The organism is Streptomyces sp. NPDC091412, assembly GCF_044756885.1.
Lineage (GTDB): Bacteria > Actinomycetota > Actinomycetes > Streptomycetales > Streptomycetaceae > Streptomyces.
In genome coordinates this window covers 46961-63942 of the sequence record NZ_JBIVTV010000019.1, presented here as the reverse complement: position 1 = coordinate 63942, position 16982 = coordinate 46961, and the positions used below count along the sequence as shown (strand labels likewise).

General features: G+C 73.2%; 13 protein-coding genes. 10 read left to right on the top strand and 3 right to left on the bottom strand.

The annotated features are described in order from the left end of the window. The first annotated feature begins 134 nt into the window (after positions 1 to 134). The 3 genes from ACIQMV_RS32045 (at position 135) to ACIQMV_RS32035 (ending at position 3317) form a co-directional block, all read left to right on the top strand. Positions 135 to 734, top strand: a complete 600-nt coding sequence (locus tag ACIQMV_RS32045) for a class I SAM-dependent methyltransferase (protein WP_402596718.1) — start codon at positions 135 to 137, stop codon at positions 732 to 734. Positions 735 to 860: 126 nt separating this feature from the next. Then, positions 861 to 1745 (top strand): hypothetical protein, encoded by an 885-nt coding sequence (locus tag ACIQMV_RS32040; protein ID WP_402596717.1) that lies wholly within the window; start codon positions 861 to 863, stop codon positions 1743 to 1745. Positions 1746 to 1925: 180 nt separating this feature from the next. Further along, the gene (locus tag ACIQMV_RS32035) at positions 1926 to 3317 is read left to right on the top strand and encodes a tannase/feruloyl esterase family alpha/beta hydrolase (RefSeq protein ID WP_402596716.1); all 1392 of its coding nucleotides are present in this window, start codon (positions 1926 to 1928) and stop codon (positions 3315 to 3317) included. Between the two features lie 4 nt (positions 3318 to 3321). On the opposite strand, the gene ACIQMV_RS32030 is transcribed toward ACIQMV_RS32035, so the two are convergent. Continuing rightward, positions 3322 to 3504, bottom strand: a complete 183-nt coding sequence (locus ACIQMV_RS32030; protein WP_141363527.1) for a hypothetical protein — start codon at positions 3502 to 3504, stop codon at positions 3322 to 3324. Between the two features lie 285 nt (positions 3505 to 3789). Between ACIQMV_RS32030 and ACIQMV_RS32025 the strand changes: the two genes are divergently transcribed. Continuing rightward, on the top strand, positions 3790 to 6663 hold the full coding sequence (locus ACIQMV_RS32025) for a DEAD/DEAH box helicase (RefSeq protein WP_402596773.1): 2874 nt from the start codon (positions 3790 to 3792) through the stop codon (positions 6661 to 6663). Then, entirely contained in the window at positions 6660 to 7925 is a 1266-nt protein-coding gene (locus ACIQMV_RS32020; RefSeq protein ID WP_402596714.1) for an SWF or SNF family helicase, read from the top strand. Before ACIQMV_RS32025 ends, ACIQMV_RS32020 begins: the two co-directional genes overlap by 4 nt. Positions 7926 to 8026: 101 nt before the next feature. Here ACIQMV_RS32020 and ACIQMV_RS32015 read toward each other — a convergent pair whose 3' ends face one another. Continuing rightward, positions 8027 to 8353: a hypothetical protein gene (locus ACIQMV_RS32015; protein WP_402596713.1), complete on the bottom strand. Its 327-nt coding sequence runs from the start codon at positions 8351 to 8353 to the stop codon at positions 8027 to 8029. A gap of 269 nt (positions 8354 to 8622) precedes the next feature. Beyond that, the gene (gene xylA, locus ACIQMV_RS32010) at positions 8623 to 9789 is read right to left on the bottom strand and encodes a xylose isomerase (protein WP_402596712.1); all 1167 of its coding nucleotides are present in this window, start codon (positions 9787 to 9789) and stop codon (positions 8623 to 8625) included. A gap of 179 nt (positions 9790 to 9968) precedes the next feature. Here xylA and xylB point away from each other — a divergent pair, with 179 nt between their 5' ends. From xylB to ACIQMV_RS31985, 5 genes are all read left to right on the top strand, one after another. Next, entirely contained in the window at positions 9969 to 11414 is a 1446-nt protein-coding gene (gene xylB / locus ACIQMV_RS32005) for a xylulokinase (RefSeq protein WP_402596711.1), read from the top strand. 99 nt (positions 11415 to 11513) lie between these two features. Beyond that, entirely contained in the window at positions 11514 to 12722 is a 1209-nt protein-coding gene (locus ACIQMV_RS32000) for an ROK family protein (RefSeq protein WP_402596710.1), read from the top strand. 543 nt (positions 12723 to 13265) lie between these two features. Beyond that, positions 13266 to 13865 (top strand): N-acetylmuramoyl-L-alanine amidase, encoded by a 600-nt coding sequence (locus tag ACIQMV_RS31995; protein WP_402596709.1) that lies wholly within the window; start codon positions 13266 to 13268, stop codon positions 13863 to 13865. A gap of 48 nt (positions 13866 to 13913) precedes the next feature. Further along, on the top strand, positions 13914 to 15227 hold the full coding sequence (locus ACIQMV_RS31990) for a GAF domain-containing protein (RefSeq protein ID WP_402596708.1): 1314 nt from the start codon (positions 13914 to 13916) through the stop codon (positions 15225 to 15227). Between the two features lie 123 nt (positions 15228 to 15350). After that, positions 15351 to 16874: an aldehyde dehydrogenase family protein gene (locus ACIQMV_RS31985; RefSeq protein WP_402596707.1), complete on the top strand. Its 1524-nt coding sequence runs from the start codon at positions 15351 to 15353 to the stop codon at positions 16872 to 16874. Positions 16875 to 16982 lie beyond the last annotated feature (108 nt).

The following is a 16982-nucleotide window of genomic DNA, read 5'->3' as shown; positions in this document are numbered from 1 at the left end:
CGGCCGGTTGCATTCGGCCCATGGAGTCGGGGAGCCGGGTGGTGTGATCCTGCGGTCCACCCGGCGCACTCCGCGAGCCGGATGAGCATCCGCCTCCCGGGCGCCGGTCCGCCCCGGTGAGGGATTATGCGGACATGAGCGACGACCACACACATGTCCAGGAGTTCTTCACCGCCCGCGCCGCCGACTGGGACGGCCGGTTCCCGGACGACGGCCCCGCCTACGCGGCCGCGGTCGCCGAACTCGGGCTGCGCGAGGGCGACCGCGTCCTCGACGCGGGCTGCGGCACCGGGCGCGCCCTGCCCCCGCTGCGCGCCGCCGTGGGCACGTCGGGCATCGTCGTGGGCGCCGATCTGACGTGGGCCATGCTGGAAGCCGCCGTACGAGCTGGGCGGGACCGGGAGGGACTGCTGTTGCTCGCCGATGTCGGCGTGCTGCCGCTCACGTCAGGGGCCTTCGATGCCGTGTTCGCCGCGGGTCTCATCGCACACCTGCCTCATCCCGCGGAGAACCTGCGGGAGTTGCGGCGCGTCGTACGTCCGGGTGGCACCCTGGCGCTGTTCCATCCGATCGGCCGTGCGGCGCTCGCCGCACGCCAAGGCCGGCAGATCACGCCGGACGATCTGCGCGCGGAACCCAACCTCCGGCCTCTGCTCTCCCGTTCGGGATGGCGCCTGACGTCCTACGTCGACGAGGACGCCCGCTTCCTGGCGCTGGCCGTGCGCGAGGACTGACCACCGTCCGACCGCACGGGCACCACGGTGGAGAACCGCAGGTCCGGCTGCGCACCGGAGTCGTGACAACGGCCTTCCACCCGCACTAGGGTGCGCGCCGTTGAAGGAACCGATGGGGAGGTTGAGATGGCCGGGACGGACGAGGCGGTCGCCGCCGCGGACGACGCTCTCTATGTGCTCACGGCGGTACTGCTGACGCCCGCGCAGTTCCCGAGCGTTCTGGGCGACGACTACCCGGAGGCCTGCGCCGCGCTCGGCCTCGCACCGCTCGCCGACGGGTACGGTCTGGTGCTCGGTCAGGACGGCGACGGGGCGCGGTGGACGGTCGTCGTCGACGACGTGTCGCTGGTCGCCGTGGCCATCGCGTCCTGGGACTGCGGCATGGAGTACGACCTGTCGCCCGACGAGCGCAGTGTGGTGGCCGCCCTGCCGGGCTGGCCCCTGGCCCTCGCCGTGGCGGCTCCGGGCGTGGCCGCGCCGCACGACCCGGACCCGGAGTCTTCCGGCGGGCCCGCGCTGTCCCCGCCCGACACCAGCGTCTGGGGGCCGGCCCAGCGCCGTCTGGGCGCCGACGAGATCGCACTGCAGTGGGCGGTGTGGCGCGAGCAGATCGACGACGCGGAGTTCCTCGCTCCCGCAGACCGGGCCGGAGCCCGGACCGGGAACGACGACGATCCGTCGAGCGCGTCGACCGACGGGAGCGGCGAACCGCAGGACGGGACGGGTGGCGAGGCTTCCCCGAGCCACAGCGGCATCCGCCGTGTCCTGGCGGAGGCACACGCGTACGTGGACGCGCCGCCGCCGCTGGGCCGGGTCCGGTCGTCCTTCGCGCCCGGCGAAGCGCGCACCCTGCGGGCCGACGGACCGGGCTGGTCGATGGTGGCCCGCACCGACGACATCGCCTTCGTGCTCCTCGACGACGAGCCCGGTGAAGTCCTGCCCGTCGGCCGGGGGCCGGAGCTTCCGGGTCTGCTGGAAGCCCTCGACAGGCTGGCGGTACGCCCCCTCTGAGGTCCGGTGCCAAGAGAGCGCATCCTCTTGGCACATGTCTTGCCTCTCCATGACGAGCCCCGGCTCCATGTGGTGCCGACCCATGGATGACGGGGTGGCCAGTCCGCACGATGGGGCAGCCCCGGGCGCTTCACACGCCCGTGCTGTACCCGCCGTCCCGTCGTGCCGCTGGAGGCCGTCATGCGTCTGTCCCGAGGATTTCCGCTCGCCGCCGCTCTGATGGCGGCGGCCGTCATATCGCCCGCTCCAGCCTCGGCTGCCGCCGGTGCCGGCACCGGCGGCCATTGTGCGCACCAGGAGCGCGTACGGGTGCCGGGCGCGGCCTTCCAGCAGACCGCGTGTCTGCCCGATCTGACCACCACCGGACTGGCCGGTACCCTCTACACCGATCCGAACGACCAGGCGGGGCTCACGGCGCGGGCGACGCGCACACCGTCCGGGGTGCCCGGGACGCAGATCGACGGCTACTTCCCGGACTCCTCCCACTTCAACACCACGCACGGCTGGGACCACGACGCCCAGTTCGTGATCAGGCTGCCGGACCGCTGGAACGGCGGCCTCGTGGTCACCGGGGCGCCCGGTACACGCAAGCAGTACGCGACGGACAAGGCGATCTCGGACCAGGTACTGGCGCAGGGCTTCGCCTACGCCGCGACCGACAAGGGGAACAGCGGAGCCGACTTCTACCGCGACGGCAGCCGTCCCGGCGACGCGGTCGCCGAGTGGAACACACGCACCACCCAGCTCACGCGGGCGGCCGGGCGCGCGGTCGCCCAGCGCTACGGCCACGCGCCACGCCGTACGTATATGACCGGCATCTCCAACGGCGGCTACCTCACGCGCTGGCAGCTCGAGCACCATCCGGAGCTGTACGACGGCGGCGTGGACTGGGAAGGGGCGCTGTGGACGGCCGACGGCCCGAACCTGCTCACCTCACTGCCGACGGCCGTCGCGCGGACCCTGGGCTCGGCAAGCGACGCGGACCTGTACGCGGTGGGCTTCGCGCGGGGCTCGGAGTTCCTGTGGCCGTACCACGGGCAGGCGTACTGGGGCGTGACGCAGAAGACCTACCGAGCCGCCTTCGACCCGGCCTACGACCCCGCCTGTCCCGGGCCGTCCGCCGGGACCACGCCGGAGCAGATCCTGGCGCCCTGCGCCTCGGACGCGGTGTACGACTACGCGGCCCGACCCGCCTCCGTGCACCGCGCCGTGGCCCGCGTGGCTCTGACCGGACGGATCGGCAAACCCCTCATCACCCTGCACGGCGATCTGGACGCGCTGCTGCCCCGTGCGGCGGACTCGGATGTGTACGCCCGCATGGTCGACGCGAACGGACGGGGCGGGCTGCACCGGTACTACATCATCCAGGGCGGCACGCACGTCGACGGACTGTACGACACCCATCCCGACCGGCTGCGGCCGATCCTGCCCTGCTACCGGTCGGCGTTCGACGCGCTGGTGGCGTGGGTGGAGCGCGGTGTCCGGCCGCCCGCGGACCGGACCGTCGGCAGGCCCGCGAGCGGCGATGTGGTCGACTCCTGCGCCCTGAACGGGAACGCGCGAGGGCGGTAACGCTTCAGCGGCCGAGCTCCTTGCGGGTGACGCGGCGAAGCCGGCGTCGCTGCGAGGGGTCCAGGGCGAGGTACGCGGCGGCCGGGACTCCGAGCACTATCAGGACGGCGGCCCACCAGGGCAGCCAGATCAGCAGGATGAGTCCGACCGCCACTCCTCCTGCGGCGATCTTCGCGTTCTTCGACATCTGTCGCCTCCTTCGCGGCCACTGCCGCTCTCTGTCGTGAGAACGGGCCCACGCTCCCGGCGGTTCCGGACCGCGACCCTGAGTCGTCCCTGAGGCGCACCCCTACTGGTCGCGCGGGGCCCGCTCTCCTCGGCCCCGCGCGACACCCCGGCCCACTGCACCCCGGGACCACCCGTTCTCGCGGTGGCCCACGCCACCGCACCAATCATTCCCGGTGGGCCGCCGCTGTGCTGTACCCTCGGCGACCCGACTTCAAGTAGTCAAATTTGAGGAATCAGGTTGGCTGTGCAGAGAACTCCCGCGGCATCACCGTCCGAGATCTCCGAACTGGCCCGCTGCTGTGCGGTGTTCGTGCCCTCGGACCCCGCCCGCGCGGGCCGGGTCGCCTTCTGGCACCCCGACGGCCGTACTCCGCCGGCCGTGGTCCCGGCGCCCGTCGAAGAGCTGACGGTCGTCCTGCCCCGCAGCGGTGGTGTGGAGGCGGTGACCAGGCCGGCCGTCCTGCTTCCCGTGCGTGCGGCCCTGCCGGTCCTCACGCACGCGCGTGTCGCGGGGCACGGGCACCGGGCCACCGTGTTCTGGGGCGCCGCGTCCGTCCTGGGCCTGCACTTCGTGGCACGGGGTCTGCTGCTGCCCGGTCTGTCCGCCGGTGACCACGACGCCTGGCGCGCGGCACCGCTGCGCGGCCGGGACGCCGAGCACGTCCGGGCGCTGGCCGCCTCGATGCCGCCCGAGGCGCACGCCTTTCCGTTCGACGGCACCGAGCGGCTGCGACTGCCCGACCCCGAGCATCTGCTGCGCGCCTTCCTGGACGCGGTGGCCGACACACTGCCCCGCTCCCCTGCCGCACTCCTCCTGACGGGCGGCCCTGCCTACGCCGCCGGGGAACCGCGGCGCGTGCCGGAACTGCGGGCCTGGACCTCCGATGTCGCCGCGGGCCACGACGCGGGCGCGAGGATCTCGCTGCGCGTCGAGGTGCTGGGGCTCGAGTCCGCCGAGCGGCACGAAGCCGAGCCGCGGTTCCGCGCTGTGCTTCAGGTGCACGACGCCCGCGATCCCGCGCAGGTCGCCGACGCCTCCGATGTGTGGGCCGGATCGGGCCGCACGGGCGGGACGTTCGGCCCCGGGGTGCGCACGGACGTCCTGCTCGCCCTGCGGCGCGCGGCCCGCTCGTGGCCGGCGCTGACGCCGCTGTTGTCGGCATCCGTGCCGGACGCCGTCGAACTCGTCGCCGAGGAGGTCGCCGAACTCCTCGGCGAGGGCGCCCGGACCCTGGCCGCCGCGGGGGTGGATGTGCACTGGCCCACGCAGCCGGCCCGCGGACTGGTCTCCGGTCTCACGGTCGGACCCGTGGACGAGGACGGCGGCTCCGGCAGCACCGGCGGCACACTGCCGGATCCCCGAACGGCCCTGTCCGCGAACGCCCTGCTCGCCTTCGACTGGTGGTTCGCACTGGGCGGCCAACGGCTCACACGCGAGGAGCTGGACCGCCTGGCGGAGGCCAACCGGCCCCTCGTGCGGCTGCGCGACCAGTGGATCCTCGTCGACCCCGCCGAACTGCGCCGCGCCCGGGACCGACAGGACCGGAAGATCAGCCCCGTGGAAGCGCTGGGCGCCGCCCTGACCGGCTCGGCGGAGGTGGACGGCCGCCAGGTCGAGGTCCGCCCCACGGGCTGGCTGGCGACCCTGCGGGACCGGCTGGCGGACCCGGAGGCCGGGGAACCGGTCGGGCAGCCCGCCGCGCTCGCCGCCCGCCTGCGCGACTACCAGCTGCGGGGGCTCGACTGGCTGGTCCGGATGACGTCCCTGGGACTGGGCTGCTGCCTGGCCGACGACATGGGGCTCGGCAAGACGATCACGCTGATCGCGCTGCATCTGCACCGCCGGAGCGACCCGGCGTCCGCCGGACCGACCCTCGTGGTGTGCCCGGCGTCTCTGATGGGCAACTGGCAGCGGGAGATCGAGAAGTTCGCGCCCGGCACGCCCGTACGGCGCTTCCACGGTTCCCGGCGCGGTCTGGAGGAGCTTGGCGACGGCGAGTTCGTCCTCACCACGTACGGCACCATGCGCCTGGACGCGCCGCGCCTGGCCGAGGTGGTGTGGGGCATGGTCGTGGCGGACGAGGCCCAGCACGTGAAGAACCCCTACTCGTCGACGGCCCGACGGCTGCGCTCCATCGGCGCACGCGCGCGCGTGGCTCTCACCGGCACCCCCGTGGAGAACAACCTGTCCGAACTGTGGGCGATCCTCGACTGGGCAACGCCCGGACTGCTGGGCCGGCTCGGCACCTTCCGCACCCGCTACGCGGCGGCCATCGAGAGCGGCCGGGACCCGGCCGCCGCCGAGCGGCTCGCCCGGCTCGTCGGCCCGTTCCTGCTGCGGCGCCGCAAGTCCGACCCGGGGATCGTGCCCGAACTGCCGCCGAAGACCGAGACCGATCGCGCGGTGTCGCTCACCGTGGAACAGACGGGCCTGTACGAGGCGCTGGTGCGCGAGACACTCGCGGCGATCTCCGGCGCCGACGACATGGCGCGCCGCGGGCTGATCGTGAAGCTGCTGACCGGTCTGAAGCAGATCTGCAACCATCCGGCGCAGTTCCTCAAGGAGGACCGGCCGAGGATCGCCGGCCGGTCCGGGAAACTGGAGCTGCTGGACGAACTGCTCGGCACCATCCTCTCCGAGGGGGCGAGCGTCCTGGTGTTCACCCAGTACGTGCGGATGGCGCGCCTGATCGAGCGGCACCTGGCCGCACGCGGTGTGCGGTCGCAGTTCCTGCACGGCGGCACACCCGTCGCCGCGCGGGAGGCCATGGTCCGGCGCTTCCAGGCCGGCGAAGTACCCGTGTTCCTGCTCTCGTTGAAGGCGGCGGGCACCGGACTCAACCTCACGCGCGCGGAGCACGTCGTGCACTACGACCGCTGGTGGAACCCCGCCGTCGAGGCGCAGGCCACCGACCGGGCGTACCGCATCGGGCAGAGCCGGCCCGTGCAGGTGCACCGGCTCATCGCCGAGGGAACAATCGAGGACCGTATCGCCGAACTGCTGCACCGCAAGCGGAACCTGGCCGACGCGGTGCTGGGGACGGGCGAGAGGGCGCTCACAGAGCTGACGGACGCGGAGCTCGCCGACCTGGTGGAGCTGCGAGGAGGATCGCGATGACGGATCACCGTGCCGACCAGGAGCGCACGTTCGCCGCCCTGCCGCCCGCGCGGGGGCGGGGTTTCGCCCTCACGTGGTGGGGCCAGGCCTGGCTGAAGGCGCTCGAGGACACGGCCCTGGACGGCGAGCAGGTGAAGACCGGCCGCAGGCTCGCCCGCGCGGGCGCGGTCGGCGCGGTCTCGGTGCGCCCGGGCCGCGTCACGGCCGTGGTGCACGACCGCGATCGTACGGCGCACCGCGCGGACGTCCTGCTGGAGGAACTGTCCGACGGCGAGTGGGACCGGTTCCTGGATGTCGTCGCCGAACGGTCCGGGTACCTGGCGGCGCTGCTCGACCGCGACCTGCCGCCGTCTCTCGCCGAGGACGCCGCGGCCGCGGGGATCGAACTGCTGCCCGGGATCGGGGATCTGGAACCCGAGTGCGACTGCGGCGCCTGGGACCATTGCGGGCACACCGCGGCGCTGTGCCACGTCGTGGCGCGGCTGCTGGACCAGGATCCGTTCGTGCTGCTGCTGATGCGCGGCCGCGCTGAGCGAGTCCTGTCCGCCGAGCTCCAAGGCCGTGACACCGCGGACGACGGCGGGCCGTCGGCGCCGGACGGAGTGGACGCCGCGAAGGCGTACGCGGCGGGGTATGCGCTGCCTGCCCTGCCGCCCCTGCCGGAGCTGCCCGAGGAACCGGGCCTGCCGCCCGGCCTGGACACCGAAACCCCGCCGGCGCCGGGGGTCGATCCCTCCGCACTGGAGATCCTGGCCGCGCGGACGGCGGTGGCGGCGCGCCAGTGGCTCGGCGAGACGCTGAACGCCGGGACGGCGGCGCACTCGCCGGTCCCGGAGCCGACCGTCGCCCAGGACGCCGTACGCCTGGCCGCGGGCGCCACCGACAGCGCAGTGCTGGACCGGCTGGCCGAGGGCTCGGGCCGCAACAGGGAGGAGCTGACACGGGCCGTGCTCGCCTATCGGCTGGGAGGCGCCGCGGGCCTGTCCGTGCTGGAGGAGGAGTGGGCGCCGGACGGCGACGACCACGCACGCGCGTGCGCCGCTGTGGAGTCGGCGTGGGAGGAGGACGAGAGGCCGTCGCTGCGGGCCGAGAACAACCGCTGGACCGTCGATGGGGAGGAGCGCCAGCTCCGCCTGGGACGGGACGGCCGCTGGTGGCCCTACCGGAGGCGGCAGGGCGACTGGGAGCCCGCCGGGTCACCCGCCCAGGACCCGGCGACGGCGCTGGCCGTGACGGCTCGTGCCGAGGGCGGGGAGGAGTAGCCGCGAAATGTGATCTGCGTACTGCGGCCTGTCCGGTCCGCTGCACGTCCGGCAGCCCCGCCCGGTCCGGCCGGCCGTGACGGCGGGCCACCTCCGTCCGGTCAGGGAAGCAGCGATTGGAGATCACTCGGGATCTCGCTCGGCAGACCGCTCGGGAAGCCGGAGGGCAGGGAGCTGGGGAGCCGGGTCGGCAGCTCGGTGGGGAGGCTCGGGGTCGGGGCGGGCGAGGGGCTCGTGGCGGGTGACGGGCTCGTACGCGGGCTGCTGCCGGAGGGCGGGTGCTCGTCCCGTGAGCCGCTTCCCGAGGAAGCGAGCACCAGCACCAAGGCGACCGCACCGGCGGCGGCCAGCACGGTGAGGAGGACGAAGAGCGGGTTCCTGCGCTTCGACGGCCCGGGCGGCCGAGGCGGTACGGGCGGGATGGCCATGGCGCCCATCGTCGCCGCCGGCCGGACAACACGCGGGCCCCGCGCGGAAGTCGATACGAACCCATGCCATGGATCGCATGGTTCCGCGGCATTCCGCGCGGGGACCGGTCACGGGCGGGCGGACGGCGTGCCGCCCGGAGCGCCCACGGCACACGCGCACGTGCGGACCCCTCGGCACGCACGCGCGTCCGGCCCCCTCGGCACCGCGCGTACGGCCCCTCCCGGGGCACACGTACGCGTGTGTGCCCCGGGAGCCGGACGCCTCCGTGTCAGCCGCGGGCCCCCAGCAGGTGGTCCATCGCGAGCTGGTCGAGCTGCTCGAAGGCCATGCCGCGAGCGGCGGCCGCCTCGACGTCGAAGTCCTCGAAGGAGGAGCGGTCCGCGAGCAGCGCCTCCAGGCCGTCCGCCGCCGTGGGCTGCGCCAGCTGGTCGAGCCGGGCGGCGCGCAGGGCCTCCTGGACCTCCGGGTCGGCCCGGAAGGCGGCCGAACGCTCCTTGAGGATGAGGTAGTTGCGCATGCAGCCGGCGGCCGACGCCCACACGCCGTCCAGGTCCTCGGTCCGCGGCGGCTTGAAGTCGAAGTGGCGCGGGCCCGCGTAGCCGGCGCTCTCCAGCAGGTCGACCAGCCAGAAGGCGGAGCGCAGGTCACCGGCGCCGAAGCGCAGGTCCTGGTCGTACTTGATGCCGGACTGGCCGTTGAGGTCGATGTGGAAGAGCTTGCCCGCCCACAGTGCCTGGGCGATGCCGTGCGGGAAGTTGAGCCCGGCCATCTGCTCGTGGCCCACCTCGGGGTTGACGCCGTACAGCTCGGGGCGCTCCAGGCGCTCGATGAACGCGAGCGCGTGGCCGACGGTGGGCAGCAGGATGTCGCCGCGCGGCTCGTTCGGCTTGGGCTCGATGGCGAAGCGGATGTCGTAGCCCTGGGAGGTGACGTACTCGCCGAGGAGGTCGAATGCCTCCTTCATACGGTCCAGAGCGGCCCGCACGTCCTTGGCGGCGCCGGACTCGGCGCCCTCTCGGCCGCCCCAGGCCACGTACGTCTTCGCGCCCAGTTCGACAGCCAGGTCGACGTTGCGGATCGTCTTGCGCAGCGCGTAGCGGCGCACGTCGCGGTCGTTGGCCGTGAACGCGCCGTCCTTGAAGACGGGGTGGGTGAAGAGGTTCGTGGTGGCCATCGGCACGGTCATGCCGGTCGCGTCGAGTGCCTGCCGGAAGCGCTTGATGTGCGACTCGCGCTCGGTGTCGGAGGCCCCGAAGGGGATCAGGTCGTCGTCGTGGAAGGTCACGCCGTGTGCGCCGAGTTCGGCCAGGCGCTGCACCGTCTCGACCGGGTCGAGGGCGCGGCGCGTGGCGTCGCCGAACGGGTCCCGTCCCTGCCAGCCGACGGTCCACAGGCCGAAGGTGAACCTGTCCTCGGGGGTGGGCTGGTAGCTCATGCCGCGGCTCCTTGCTCGCTTGCGACTATTTCGTCATGGCGATTTACAAATTAGTATGCCGACGCATCCCTGGGAAGGGAACAGAGGGCCCCGACCGGGACGGCACCCGCGTCGCCGGGCCGTGTACACCATGAGAACCGCAGGTCAGATCGCGCGAGCCGCGGAAAGAGGGAGAGCCGATGTCAGCAGCCGAGGGTCCGCTCGTCGTCGGTGTGGACTCGTCCACGCAGTCCACCAAGGTGCTCGTCGTCGACGCGGCCACCGGGCAGGTCGTGGCGAGCGGGCAGGCGCCGCACACCGTCTCGTCCGGTGACGGCCGCGAGAGCGACCCACGCCAGTGGTGGGACGCGCTGTGCGAGGCGCTGCACCAGTGCGGGGAGGCGGCCCACGAGGCCGCCGCCGTGTCGATCGCCGGCCAGCAGCACGGACTCGTGACCCTGGACGCGCAGGGCGCCCCGGTACGGCCGGCCCTGCTGTGGAACGACGTGCGCTCGGCCCCGCAGGCCCGCCGTCTCGTCGAGGAGCTGGGCGGTTCGAAGGCCTGGGCGGAGCGCACGGGCAGCGTGCCGGGAGCCTCCTTCACGGTCACGAAGTGGGCCTGGCTGGCCGAGCACGAGCCGGAGGCGGCGCGCTCGACGGCGGCGGTCCGCCTGCCGCACGACTACCTCACCCAGCATCTGACGGGCGAGGGCACGACCGACCGGGGAGACGCCTCGGGTACGGGCTGGTGGGCGTCCACGACCGAGGCCTACGACGAGGAGATCCTCGCCCTTGTGGGGCTCGATCCGGCGCTGCTGCCCCGGGTGGTGCGACCCGGCGAGGTGGCGGGGACCGTGCGCGACAGCCACGACCTTCCGTTCTCCAAAGGCACGTTGGTGGCGGCCGGCACCGGTGACAACGCCGCCGCCGCGCTGGGCCTCGGACTGCGGCCGGGAACCCCGGTGCTGAGTCTCGGCACCTCCGGCACGGTGTACGCGGTGTCGCGCCACCGGACCGCCGACCCGTCGGGAACGGTGGCGGGTTTCGCCGACGCGCGCGGCGACTGGCTGCCGCTGGCCTGCACCCTCAACTGCACGCTCGCCGTCGACCGGGTCGCCGCCCTGCTCGGCCTGGACCGCGAGGCCGTGGAGCCGGGTACGTCCGTCACCCTGCTCCCCTACCTGGACGGCGAACGCACTCCGAACCTGCCGAACGCCTCCGGGCTGCTGCACGGACTGCGCCACGACACCACGGCCGGACAGCTGCTCCAGGCCGCCTACGACGGCGCCGTGCACGCCCTGCTCGGCGCCCTGGACCTGGTGCTCGACCAGGACGCCGACCGCACCACCCCGCTGCTGCTGATCGGCGGCGGCGCCCGGGGCACGGCCTGGCAGCAGACCGTACGGCGCCTGTCCGGGCGGCCCGTGCAGATCCCCGAGGCCCGAGAGCTGGTCGCGCTGGGCGCCGCGGCCCAGGCCGCGGGGCTGCTCACCGGCGAGGACCCGGCCGCTGTCGCCCGTCGCTGGCGGACGGCCGACGGCCCGGTGCTGGAGGCGGTGGACCGCGACGAGGCGACCTTGAACAGGATCTCCGGGGTACTCTCCGATGCGGCACCGCTCCTGGAGCGCGGGACGCGGACCCCCTGACGGACGCCTGCCGACGGACGGCCGTCCGACGGCCGTCCGCCCGCATGGCACCGCTCGGCGCGGATTCGCCGGCGGACACCGACCAAGGACGACGGAGGCATGACCGCACCGCTGCACGAGACCCGCCCGGCCGGTCCGGGGCGCGCGCTGCCCGACACCCAGCAGGGCATGCGCCGCCGCAACCTCGCCCGGGTCATGCACACCGTCCGCGCCGAGGGGCAGCTGTCGCGGGCGGCGGTCGCCTCACGCATCGGACTGACCCGTGCCGCGGTGTCGACCCTCGTCGACGAACTGGTCCGGACCGGGCTGCTGGAAGAGCTGGGACCCGAACGGCCCGGCCGGGTGGGCCGCCCCGGTTCGGCGCTGGCCGTCAGCGGCCACGGCCCGGCCGGGGTCGGCGCGGAGGTCGGGGTCGACCACCTCGCGGCCTGCGTGGTCGACCTGCGCGGCCAGGTACGGGCACGGGCGGTTCGCCACGGAACCAACCGCGGCCGCTCGCCCGAACCGGTGACGCGCGAACTCACCGCGCTGATACGACAGGTCGTCGCCGAGGCCGAGCGGCAGGACCTGTGGCCCGCGGGACTCTCGGTCGCCGTGCCCGGACTGATCGCACGGGACGGCCGTACGGTCGTGCGGGCTCCCAACCTCGACTGGAACGACACCGATCTCGGCGCCCTGCTGCCGCCCGGCCTGCCCCTGACGGTGGACAACGAGGCGAACTTCGGCGGGCTCGCGGAACTCTGGCTCGGCGAGGACACTCCGCGTGACTTCCTGCACGTGTCGGCGGAGATCGGCATCGGTGCCGCCGTGGTGGTCGACGGGCGGCTGCTGCGCGGGACGCGCGGTTTCGCGGGCGAGCTGGGGCATGTGCCGGTCGAACCGGAGGGGCCCGCCTGTCCCTGCGGCGGGCGCGGCTGCCTGGAGCAGTACGCGGGAGAGGAAGCCGTACTGCGCGCGGCCGGCCTGGAGCCGGGCGAAGGCCGGGTAGGGCTGCTCGCCACCCGCGCAGCCGAGGGCGACGAGGACGTGCGGCGGGCCCTGCGCGACGCCGGCAGGGCGCTGGGCGTCGCGCTGACCGGGGCCGTCAATCTGCTCGACCCCCGGAGCGTCGTGCTGGGCGGTGCCCTGGCCGCACTCGCGCCCTGGCTGCTGCCCTCCCTGGAGGCCGAGTTGGCGAGCCGGACCGCGGGGCCCGCCTGTCCGGTGTCCGTGTCCCGGCTGGGCCCCGAGGGGCCGCTGCTGGGTGCCGCGCACGCGGTGGTGCGGGCCGTCCTCGACGACCCGGCCGCGGTGGCCGAACGCGCCTGACCGCAGGCCTGCTTCACCGGATCGAGTGGCGGAGTTTTCCACATTTCCCCGGGCGTCCACCGAACCTCGCCGGGCTCTTCTGCCCAACCCGCAAGCCCCGTAACGTGATTCACGCGAGGTGCCGCCGTCGAGTCGGGTCGACCGCGGATCTCAGGTGGACGAAGGGGTTCACATGACGGGGGAAACACGAGCTGCCCCGGACACGCGCGTCCTGTCCGCCGGCGCCGCACACCGGCCGGTGGACGCGGTCCGGATATCCCGGGTCGCCGCGGTGAAGTGACTCGTGCGCGGCCGCGGGTTCGGCAGGCCGGACCCCGGCCACCCCAGCCAGTCGGCCACCCGGCCACCCGGCCACCCGGACCGACGCGTCCCCGTTGGCCGATCCGTGTGACACCAACTCCGTGCGTGGCCCAGCTCCGCAAGGAGCGGCCGTCGGTGAGCGAGACTCACCGCGGACCGCACGACCATCCCACCCAGCGACCTCCCGCACCACCTCCCCACGGACACCCGCACCACCACTCCCCCGCAGAAAGGCCACCGCCCATGGAACGGGCACGACCTCTCCCCAGCCGACGAAATCTGCTCAAGGGTGCCGCTCTGGCCGCCGTCCCCTACGCCCTGCTTCCCGCCGCGCAAGCCAGCGCGCGACCCCGGGCAGTGGACTACCCGGAGGCCGAGTGGCAGCCGGCGAGCAACTCCAACTACACGGCGTCCAGTCGGCCCATGAGCTACTCGGTGGACCGGGTGGTCATCCACGTCACCCAGGAGACCTACCCCAGCACCCTGGCGATCTTCCAGAACCCGAAGAAGGAGGTGTCCGCGCACTATGTCGTCCGGTCCGCCGACGGACACGTCGCGCAGTGCGTCCTCGAGTCGGACGTCGCCTGGCACGCCGGGAACTGGGACTACAACACCCGCAGCATCGGCATCGAGCACGAGGGCTGGGTGGACGAGCCCGCCTACTTCACCAACGCCCTGTACGAGGAGTCGGCCAGACTCACCGCGGCGATCTGCGACAGATACCGCATCCCCAAGGACCGCGCGCACATCATCGGGCACTATGAAGTACCGGGCACGGACCACACCGATCCCGGGCCCAGCTGGGACTGGGTGCGTTACATCAGACTGGTGAACTTCGCCTGACGGCGAGCCCGGGCGAAGAGGTTGTCCGGGGGCGCGCCGGGAGTGACGATGTCCCCAGCCGCATCGCCGTCCGGGGAGGCCGCATTGACCGATCCGTGGGTGGCCCTGGAGCCGGGAGCCGACCCTGCCGAGCGTGTTCGGGCCCTGCGCCGGGCACACGAGACGTTCACCGCGGTGGGCGCGGTGCCGCGCCCGGTGCGTCCGGTGGTGGCCGACTCGTGGCGGCGGTCCGCGCGGGCGGGTGTCGGGCCGGACGGCACCGCGAGCGTGGAACTCGCCGACAGCGACCTCGGCACCTACCGGGCGGAGCATCCACTGGCGCCGGTGATGCCACTGTTCCGGGAGTTGCTGGGCACGTTCGCCGCCGACGGGGAGCATCTGCTCGCGGTGTGCGACACGCACGGCAGACTGCTGTGGGTGGAGGGGCATCCGGAGACACGCCGCAAGGCGGACCGGATGAACTTCGTGCCGGGCGCGCGCTGGTCGGAGTCCGCCGTCGGGACGAACGCGCCGGGCACGGCGGTCGCCCTGGACCGCCCGGTACAGGTGTTCGCGGCCGAGCACTTCATCCGGCGTGTCCAGCCCTGGACGTGCGCGGCTGCCCCGGTGCACGATCCGCGCACGGGACAGGTGCTCGGAGCGGTGGACATCACCGGTGGGGACGGGCTCGCCCACCCGCACAGCCTCGGTTTCGTGCGAGCGGTGGCGCGGGCCGCCGAGTCCGAACTGGCGCTGCTCGCCCCGCGCCGGCCCGCCGCCGACGCGGCCGAGCTGACCGCGCTCGGACGGGACGAGGCCCGGCTGGTGGTCGGCGGTCGCGGTGTCCGGCTGAGCCGTCGGCACAGCGAGATCCTGGTGCTGCTGGCCCGTCACCCGGAGGGTCTGACCGGGGACGAGCTGCTGTGCGCGCTGTACGAGGAAGAGTCGGTGACGCCGGTGACGCTGCGGGCCGAACTGGCCCGGCTGCGCAGGGTGCTCGGTCCGGGGCTGCTCTCCTCTCGCCCTTACCGGCTGTCCGTGCCGGTCGGCTCGGACGTGGCGGTCGTCCAGCACCGGCTGGAGACAGGGGCGGTCGCGGCGGCCGCCGCGGCGTACTCCGGTCCACTGCTGCCCGGCTCGCAGGCTCCCGCGGTGGTGCGGCTGCGGCAGCGTCTCGCCGACGGCATGCGGAGCGCGCTGATCGACCGGCGCGACCCCGACCTGCTGGCCGACTGGGCGCACGCGCCGTGGGGCGAGGACGACCTGGACGTGTGGCGGGCCCTCGTCGCCGTACTGCCGAGCGCGACGGCCCGGGCCCGGCTCGCCGCGCTGGAGGCGGAGCTGGCGGCGCCGCCCGGCTGGTCCCGTACGGCACCCCGCTGACGTCTCCGGCCCTGCACGGCCCGCGGTGGCCGGCTGCGCAACGTCCTTGCAACGTCGGCATGTCTAGCCTCGCGCCGAGAGCTGCCCAACGGCGGGCAGCGCTGCTGAGGGAGGCAGACCAGGATGACCCGTTACGCGGCGCCCGGCACCGAGGGCGCGATCGTCTCCTACCAGACGCGCTACGACCACTTCATCGGCGGCGAGTACGTGCCGCCGGCCCGCGGACAGTACTTCGAGAATCCGTCGCCGGTGAACGGGCAGCCGTTCACGGAGATCGCACGCGGAACGGCGGAGGACGTCGAGCGAGCGCTGGACGCGGCGCACGCGGCCGCCCCGGGCTGGGGCCGCACGTCCGTGACCGAACGCTCCGGCATCCTGCTGAAGATCGCCGACCGTATGGAGGCCAACCTCGAGTCCCTGGCGGTCGCCGAGAGCTGGGAGAACGGCAAGCCGGTCCGTGAGACGCTGGCGGCCGACATCCCGCTGGCCATCGACCACTTCCGGTACTTCGCGGGCGCGATCAGGGCGCAGGAGGGTTCGCTCGGGGAGATCGACAACGACACGGTGGCGTACCACTTCCACGAGCCGCTCGGGGTGGTCGCGCAGATCATCCCGTGGAACTTCCCGATCCTCATGGCGACCTGGAAGCTGGCACCCGCGCTCGCCGCGGGCAACGCGGTGGTGCTCAAGCCCGCCGAGCAGACCCCGGCCTCGATCCACTACTGGATGAGCTTGGTCTCCGACCTGCTGCCGCCCGGCGTGCTGAACATCGTCAACGGCTTCGGTGTGGAGGCGGGCAAGCCGCTCGCCTCCAGCCCGCGGGTGGCCAAGGTCGCGTTCACGGGCGAGACGACGACGGGGCGGCTGATCATGCAGTACGCCGCGGAGAACATCAAGCCGGTCACGCTGGAGCTCGGCGGCAAGTCGCCGAACATCTTCTTCGACGACGTCTCGGCGGCGGACGACGACTTCCGCGACAAGGCGCTCGAGGGCTTCACGATGTTCGCGCTCAACCAGGGCGAGGTGTGCACCTGCCCGTCCCGGGCGCTGATCCAGCGCGGTCACTACGCCGAGTTCGTCGAGGCGGCGGTCGCCCGCACCAAGCTCATCACGACGGGCCACCCCCTCGACACCGACACCATGATCGGCGCCCAGGCGTCCAACGACCAGCTGGAGAAGATCCTCTCCTACCTGGACATCGGCAGGCAGGAGGGCGCGCGCGTCCTGGCCGGCGGCGAACGCATCGAGCACGACGGCGAGTTGAAGGGCGGCTACTACGTCCAGCCGACCATCTTCGAGGGCGACAACCGGATGCGGATCTTCCAGGAGGAGATCTTCGGCCCGGTGGTCTCGGTGACGTCCTTCGACAACTTCGACGACGCCATCAAGATCGCGAACGACACGCTGTACGGCCTCGGCGCGGGCGTGTGGACCCGCGACAACGGCACTGCCTACCGCGCGGGCCGCGCCATCCAGGCGGGCCGCGTCTGGACGAACTGCTACCACGCCTACCCCGCGCACTCCGCCTTCGGCGGCTACAAGCAGTCCGGAATCGGGCGCGAGACCCACAAGATGATGCTGGACCACTACCAGCAGACGAAGAACCTTCTGGTGTCGTACTCGGCACAGAAGCTCGGCTTCTTCTAAGGGCACGAGAAAAGGCGCCTGACCTGGGTTTTTGCACGCCAGGCGCCTTCCGCTCGCCCCACTCAGACCTGAGCCTGATCTATATCGCGACTCCCAATTCATCCCGCC